Source organism: Gemmatimonadaceae bacterium, assembly GCA_036504815.1.
GTDB lineage: Bacteria > Gemmatimonadota > Gemmatimonadetes > Gemmatimonadales > Gemmatimonadaceae > PNKL01.
Map to the genome: position 1 here is coordinate 59,945 of DASXUN010000011.1, position 6,452 is coordinate 66,396.

Sequence of the window (6,452 nt, forward strand, 5' to 3'; positions counted from 1 at the left end):
GCCATCAGCCATCCGCCATCACTCGCACCGCGGCCAGAATGTAGATTAGTGCGCATGTCCCTCGCCGCGGACCTTCGTGCGATCGTGGGCGCCAAGCATGTCCTCGAGCGCCCGGCAGAATTGCTCGTCTACGAGTCGGATGGCCTCCCCGGCTATCACCGCACGCCGTCGCTGGCCGTCTTTCCGGCCAGCGCGGATGAGGCGCTGGCCGTGGTGCGCGCGCTCGCGCGGGCCCACGTCCCCTTCGTGCCGCGCGGTGCGGGCACGGGACTGAGCGGCGGCGCACTCGCCGACGGCGTCGTCCTGCTCGGCCTGCAGCGCCTCAAGCGCATCATCGCCATCGACCCCGAGCGCCGCGTCGCGCGCGTCGAGCCGGGCGTCGTGAACGTCACGCTCACCAAGGCGGCGGCGCCGCACGGCTTGCACTACGCCCCCGATCCGTCGAGCCAGACGGCCTGCACGATCGGCGGCAACCTAGCCGAGAACGCCGGCGGCCCGCATTGCCTGAAGTACGGCGTGACGCTGAATCACGTGGTGGCCGCGAAGGTCGCGCTCCCCGACGGCAACGTTGTGGAACTGGAGGCCGACGACGGCGGCTTCGACCTGCTGGGCGCGTTCGTCGGCAGCGAGGGGTGCTTCGGCGTGGCGCTCGAATTGACGGTGAAGCTCACGCCGAATCCCGAGCGGATCGTCACGCTGCTCGCCGACTTCTCCAGCATCGACGACGCGGCGCAGACGGTCTCGGCGATCATCGCCGCCGGCATTCTTCCCGCCGCGCTCGAGATGATGGACCGCGCGACGGTCGGCGCGGTGGAGGCCAGCATCTACGCCGCCGGGTATCCCACCGACGCCGCTGCGGTGCTGCTCGTCGAGGTGGATGGTGCGGCCGTCGGGCTCGACGAGGACGTGCAGAATGTCGACCGCATCTGCCGCGGGCACGGCGCGCGCGACGTGCGAATCGCCACGGAGCCGGCGGCGCGCGCCAAGCTCTGGCAGGGACGCAAGAAGGCGTTCGGCGCGATGGGACGCATCGCGCCGCATCTCGTCGTGCAGGACGCCGTCGTGCCGCGCACCAAGCTGCCGTCGCTCCTGGCGCGCATCGCCGAGATCGGCGCCGCCAATGGCGTGCAGGTCTGCAACGTGTTCCACGCCGGCGACGGCAACCTGCACCCGAACATTCCCTACAACGCGAACGACAAGGACGAGTCGGCCCGCGTGCACGTGGCGATGCGGCAGATCATGCAGGCCTGCATCGACGCCGGCGGCACGATCACCGGCGAGCACGGCGTGGGGCTGGACAAGCTGCCGTATATGGATGCGCTCTTCACGCCCGATACGCTCGACGGCATGTGCCGGCTGCGGGACGTGTTCGATCCCGATCGGCGGGCGAACCCCGGGAAAGTGGTTCCGATACGGTATTGCCGGGAGCGGCGGCCGAACACGAAGATGGCGGATGGCGGACGGCAGATGGCCGATGCGCAGCAGGGGACCGCGGCTGATGCGAGCGGCGCGCTGCGCGGGATCGACGCATGAGCCATCGCCCGTCATCGCTCGACGAACTCACCACGCTGATCACGGAGTCGGCGGCGCGGCGGCGTGCGCTGCGACTGGTGGGGCGCGGCACCTGGCTCGACGGCGGCGCGCCGGTCGTGGCGGATGCCGAGCGCGTGGCGCTCGATGCCTTCGATGGAATCATCGAGTACGAACCGGGCGACCTCACCATCACCGTGGGTGCGGCAACGACGCTCGCCGAACTCGATGCGGCGACGGCGCGGCACCACCAGTGGTGCCCGCTCGCCGCGTGGGGGAGTGACGACGGCTCTGTCGGCGCGACCATCGCCACCGCGACGAGCGGCCCGTTCGCCCATGCGCTTGGCCTGCCACGTGACCTGGTTCTCGGTCTCGAGTGCGTGGACGGCACCGGCAAGGTGCTGCGCCCCGGCGGCAAGGTCGTGAAGAACGTCGCTGGCTTCGACCTCGTACGCCTGATGACGGGCTCGTGGGGCGCGCTCGCGGCGATCACGCGCGTGAGCCTGCGGCTGCGCGCACGGCCGTCGCTGGATGAAACGTGGCATGTGGCGCTTGATGACGCCGCGGCGGCCACGGCGCAAACAACACTGCGCCGCAGTGCGACGCCGCCCATCGCCTGCGAAGTCATTGCGCGCGGGCGGGTGGGAGAGCTTGGCCCGGGCTTGCTCGTGCGGATCGCGGGCAACGCCGCAACGGTCGCGGCCGCGCGCACGGCAGTGGCCGCGCTCGGTACGGCGACGGCCGCCGACAACGCGCTGTGGACCCGACTTCGCGCGGCGGCTCCGTCGCGCGCCCCGCGCATTCCCTCGCTGCCGGCGGTGCGCGCACTTAATGAAGGCGTGAAGCGGGCCTTCGATCCCGCCGGGATCCTGAACCCGGGGATCATGGGATGAACGCCGCCACCGCCCCGCTCGTGCACGACGACGCCCCCTGCCCGGCCGGACTGGCACCGCTCGAGCGCGCCCGCGCCGGGCTCGACAGCTGCGTGCACTGCGGGTTCTGCCTGCAGGCCTGCCCCACCTATCTCGCCCTCGAGGACGAGAACGACTCGCCACGCGGTCGGCTGGTGCTGATGCGCGCCGCGCTCGAGGGGCGCGTGGCGCTCGACGACCCCGACGTCGCCACGCACCTGAGCCGGTGCCTGGGTTGCCGCGGCTGCGAGTCGGCCTGCCCCAGCGGCGTCCCGTACGGACACCTGCTCGAGGCGGCGCGCGAGCAGCTCGCCGCCGTACGGCCGCTGCCCGTCGTGGCGCGCGTGATCCTCTGGGCGTTCGCCAGACCAGCGGTGCTGCGCGTTGCGCTCTGGTTTGGCCGCCTGGCGCGCGACACGGGCATCGCCGCCGAACTCGCGCGCATTCCGGGCGCGGCCGGCTTCCCCTTCGCGATGCTCGCGTCCACGGCGCGCGCGCACACCCCGGCATGGACGCCGCGAGCGGCCGCGACGCGCGCGTCGGTCGCCACGCTCGACGGGTGCGTCATGGAGGGTCTCTTCACCGAGGTGAACCGCGCCACCGAGCGGGTGCTTGCGGAGAACGGCTACTCCCTGTGCGCCGCGCCCGGGCAGCAGTGCTGCGGCGCCCTGCACGTGCATGCCGGCGATGCCGCCACCGCGCGCGACCTCGCGAAGACCAACATCGCGGCGTTCGAGGCGAGCGGCGCGACGTTCGTGGCGTCGAACTCGGCGGGATGCGGCGCGATGATGAAGGAGTACGGCCAGCTGCTCGCCGACGATCCCGCCTGGCGTGACCGGGCGCGCGCGTTCAGCGCGAAGGTGCGCGATGCCAGCGAGCTGCTGGCCGCGGCGGGACCGCGGCCGGGCGCGCCGTTGCCGCGTCGCATCACGTACGACGCCCCGTGCCACCTGGAGCACGCGCAGAAGGTGAGCGCGCCGCCGCTGCAGGTGCTCGCCGCCATTCCGGGCCTCGAGCACACCCCGCTCGATGATCGCGAGCAATGCTGCGGCAGCGCCGGCATCTTCAACCTCATCGAGCCCAACGTCTCGGAGCGGGTGCTCGCCGCCAAGATGCGGTGCATCCACGCGACGTCGGCGCCGATCGTCGCGACCGGGAACCCCGGCTGCCTGATGCAGATTGGCGCGGGGCTCGTGCGCGAGGGGCGCGGCGCCGTGGCGCGGCATCCCATCGAATTGCTCGACGAGAGCTATTCGCTGCGGGAGCCCTAGTGCAGGTCGTCCTCCTCGAGTTCGAAGGGATCCTCGCCGACACGACGCCCCACCGGCTCGCGGCGCTGCGGGACGCGCTGCTTCCGGACGGACTGTCGCTCGACGACGAGACGTGGGTCGAGCACTGCCTGGGCCTTCCCGTCGAGGCGTCCGTGGCCGCCGCGCGGCGCGCGCTGGGCGCGGCCGACGATCCCACGGCGGCAGAGATCGCGCGGCTCCGCGCGGAGCGTACGTTCGCGCAGCGCATCAGCCGCGGACTCCTGATGCAGCCCGGCGGTCTCGCGCTCGTGCAGGCGCTCCGCACCCAGGTGCGCCTTGCGCTGGTGACGCGCGCGTCGCGGCGCGACGTGGACTTCGTGCTCACGCTCGCCGGACTCGCCGATACCTTCACGTGCGTCGTCACGGCGGACGATCGGATCGAGGGCAAGCCGTCGCCGGCGCCGTACGCGCTGGCGCTCGACCGCCTGATGCGCACCACGCCGATCGTGCGCGGCGAGGCGCTCGCGTTTGAGGACGCGCGCCCGGGCATCCGCGCCGCGCGGGCCGCCGGCCTTCGCACGGTCGCTGTCGGACCGCTCCCGCTGCATCACGCCATGGAAGCCGACGCGTTCTATCCCACGCTCTCGGGCCTCTCGTTCGACCAGATGCGGTCGCTCGTCCGCGGAGGGCGCGCGTGAGCGCGCCCATCGCCACGCCCACCAGCGGCGAGTACGCGCAGCTGCGCGGTGATGCCGGGTTGGTCGACCGCTCCGACCGGCTGCGCATGACGTTCACCGGCGCGAAGGCCGCCGAGACGCTCACGGGGCTCGTCACCAACGACGTGCTCGCCTTGCAGCCGGGACACGGCCAGTATGCCGTGGCGCTCACCGCCAAGGGCAAGGTCATCGCCGACGTGCGCATCTTCCAGCGCGGCGCCGAGGATTTCCTCCTGGATGTCCCCGCCGCCGCCGGCGCGGGCTTCGCGGCGATGGTCCGCAAGTATGTGAATCCGCGCCTCGCGAAATACGCCGACGTGAGCGTATCGATGGCCTGTCTTGGCGTCGCCGGGCCGCACGCGCGCCAGGTCGTGGCGCACGCATTGCAGTGCTCTCCCGCCGCCTTCGACCTCCTGCCGGCGTACGCGAACACCGCGCTTCCGTTCGGCACGGAGTCGATACTGGTGGCGCGGGCCGCCGACTATGGCGTGGACGGCTTCGACTGCTTCGTCGCCGCGGAGGCCGCCGGGTCGCTGCGCGAGGCGCTCATCGCGTCGGGCGCCGCGCCCGCCGCGCTGGCGGCGCTCGAGACGCTGCGCATCGAGGCCGGCCGTCCGGCGTGGGGCGTGGACATGAACGGCGAGTCGCTGGCGCAGGAGGCGCGGCTCGACGTCCTCGACGCGATCTCGTATACGAAGGGCTGCTACACGGGACAGGAAGTGGTGGCGCGCGTTCACTTCCGCGGCCACGTGAACCGTGTGCTGCGCGGGCTGCGGCTCGACGCGCCGGCCGGTGACGACGCGCGGGTCTTCGCGGGGGATGCGGACGTGGGCGATGTGCGCTCGCGCGCCCTCTCGCCGCGCCTCGGCGCGATTGCCCTCGCGATGATCCGCCGCGAGGTCGAACCGGGCTCGCCGGTCGTCGTGCGGGCGAGCGACGGCGAGACCACCGGCACCGTCGTCGAGCTTCCCTTCCCCGCGTGACCACCGCGCTGATCACCGGGGCCTCGGGCCTGGTCGGTTCGCATCTCGTGGAGCACCTGCAGCGCGACGGATGGCAGGTGCGCGCGCTGGTGCGCGATCGGACTCGCGCCGCCTGGCTGACCGACCGCGGCGTCGACCTGCAAGACGGCGACACGCAGGATGTCGCGGCCTACTGTCGCGCGGCGGAAGGCGCACAGTACGTCTTTCACTGTGCGGCCGCGATCACGCCGCGCGGCGGCTGGGAGTCGTTTCGCGCACCGAACATCGACGGGACGCGGAACGCCATCGACGCCGCCGCTCAGGCGGGCGCTCGACTGCTGCACCTGAGTTCCGTGGCGGTGTACGGCCCCGAGGGGCGGTATTCGCTCACCGGGGCGGACGGCCTACAGGAGCTGCAACCCTTCCGCCCGCTGCCGGCCGCCGCGTGGTATGCGCGGTCGAAGCGCGAGTCCGAGACGCTCGTCATGGAGGCGCACCGCGCCGGGCGCGTGTGGGCGACGGCCGTTCGCCCCTGCGTCATCTACGGTCCGCGCGACCGCCAGTTCGTGCCGCGGGTGGCGGCCGTGCTGCGCCTGCCGCTCGTGCCGCGCATCGGCGACGGCCGCGCCACGCTCGCCATCGTGCACGCGCGCAGCGTCGCCGAAGTGGCGGTGCGCGCCGTGACCCACGATGTGGCGGGCGGCCGCGCGTACAACGTCACGAACGACGCGCCGATCACGGTGAACGAATTCTACGACGCGGCGCAGGAGGGGCTCGGCGTGCGGGCGCGATGGATTCCCATCCCCGGCGGGGCGCTGCAGCGCGCCATGGGCGCCCTTGGCGTCGCGCTGCGGACATTGCGCGTGCCAGGCGCGTCCATGCTCAATGCGACCTCCCTGGATTTCCTGCTCGCCGACAACCCGTTCTCCAGCGAACGTGCGCGCCGCGAGCTCGGCTGGACCAGCGCCGTGGCGACGCATGCCGCCGTCGCGGAGGCGTTTCGGTCGCTCGCCGCCACGTAGCCGGTCGCGCGACACACGACGGACAAGAAAACGACGCGGGCGCGACGTTCGTCGCGCCCGC

6 protein-coding genes are annotated in these 6,452 nt (G+C 72.6%); all 6 read left to right on the forward strand.

Annotated features, from left to right (window positions below):
- Positions 1 to 54: 54 nt before the first annotated feature.
- The 6 genes from VGJ96_05035 to VGJ96_05060 are packed head-to-tail and all read left to right on the forward strand — an operon-like array spanning position 55 to position 6,391.
- A complete protein-coding gene (locus tag VGJ96_05035) occupies positions 55 to 1,533 on the forward strand; it encodes an FAD-linked oxidase C-terminal domain-containing protein (protein HEY3286473.1) in 1,479 nt (492 codons plus the stop codon).
- Positions 1,530 to 2,423, forward strand: a complete 894-nt coding sequence (locus tag VGJ96_05040) for an FAD-binding protein (GenBank protein ID HEY3286474.1) — start codon at positions 1,530 to 1,532, stop codon at positions 2,421 to 2,423. The genes VGJ96_05035 and VGJ96_05040 overlap by 4 nt, the downstream gene beginning before the upstream one ends.
- A complete protein-coding gene (locus VGJ96_05045) occupies positions 2,420 to 3,712 on the forward strand; it encodes a heterodisulfide reductase-related iron-sulfur binding cluster (protein HEY3286475.1) in 1,293 nt (430 codons plus the stop codon). The genes VGJ96_05040 and VGJ96_05045 overlap by 4 nt, the downstream gene beginning before the upstream one ends.
- Positions 3,712 to 4,389 (forward strand): HAD family phosphatase, encoded by a 678-nt coding sequence (locus tag VGJ96_05050; GenBank protein ID HEY3286476.1) that lies wholly within the window; start codon positions 3,712 to 3,714, stop codon positions 4,387 to 4,389. The genes VGJ96_05045 and VGJ96_05050 overlap by 1 nt, the downstream gene beginning before the upstream one ends.
- Positions 4,386 to 5,390 carry a glycine cleavage T C-terminal barrel domain-containing protein gene (locus VGJ96_05055; protein HEY3286477.1) on the forward strand — a complete coding sequence of 335 codons (1,005 nt, stop codon included), beginning with the start codon at positions 4,386 to 4,388 and terminating at the stop codon, positions 5,388 to 5,390. The genes VGJ96_05050 and VGJ96_05055 overlap by 4 nt, the downstream gene beginning before the upstream one ends.
- The gene (locus VGJ96_05060; GenBank protein HEY3286478.1) at positions 5,387 to 6,391 is read left to right on the forward strand and encodes an NAD-dependent epimerase/dehydratase family protein; all 1,005 of its coding nucleotides are present in this window, start codon (positions 5,387 to 5,389) and stop codon (positions 6,389 to 6,391) included. Before VGJ96_05055 ends, VGJ96_05060 begins: the two co-directional genes overlap by 4 nt.
- Positions 6,392 to 6,452: the final 61 nt, after the last annotated feature.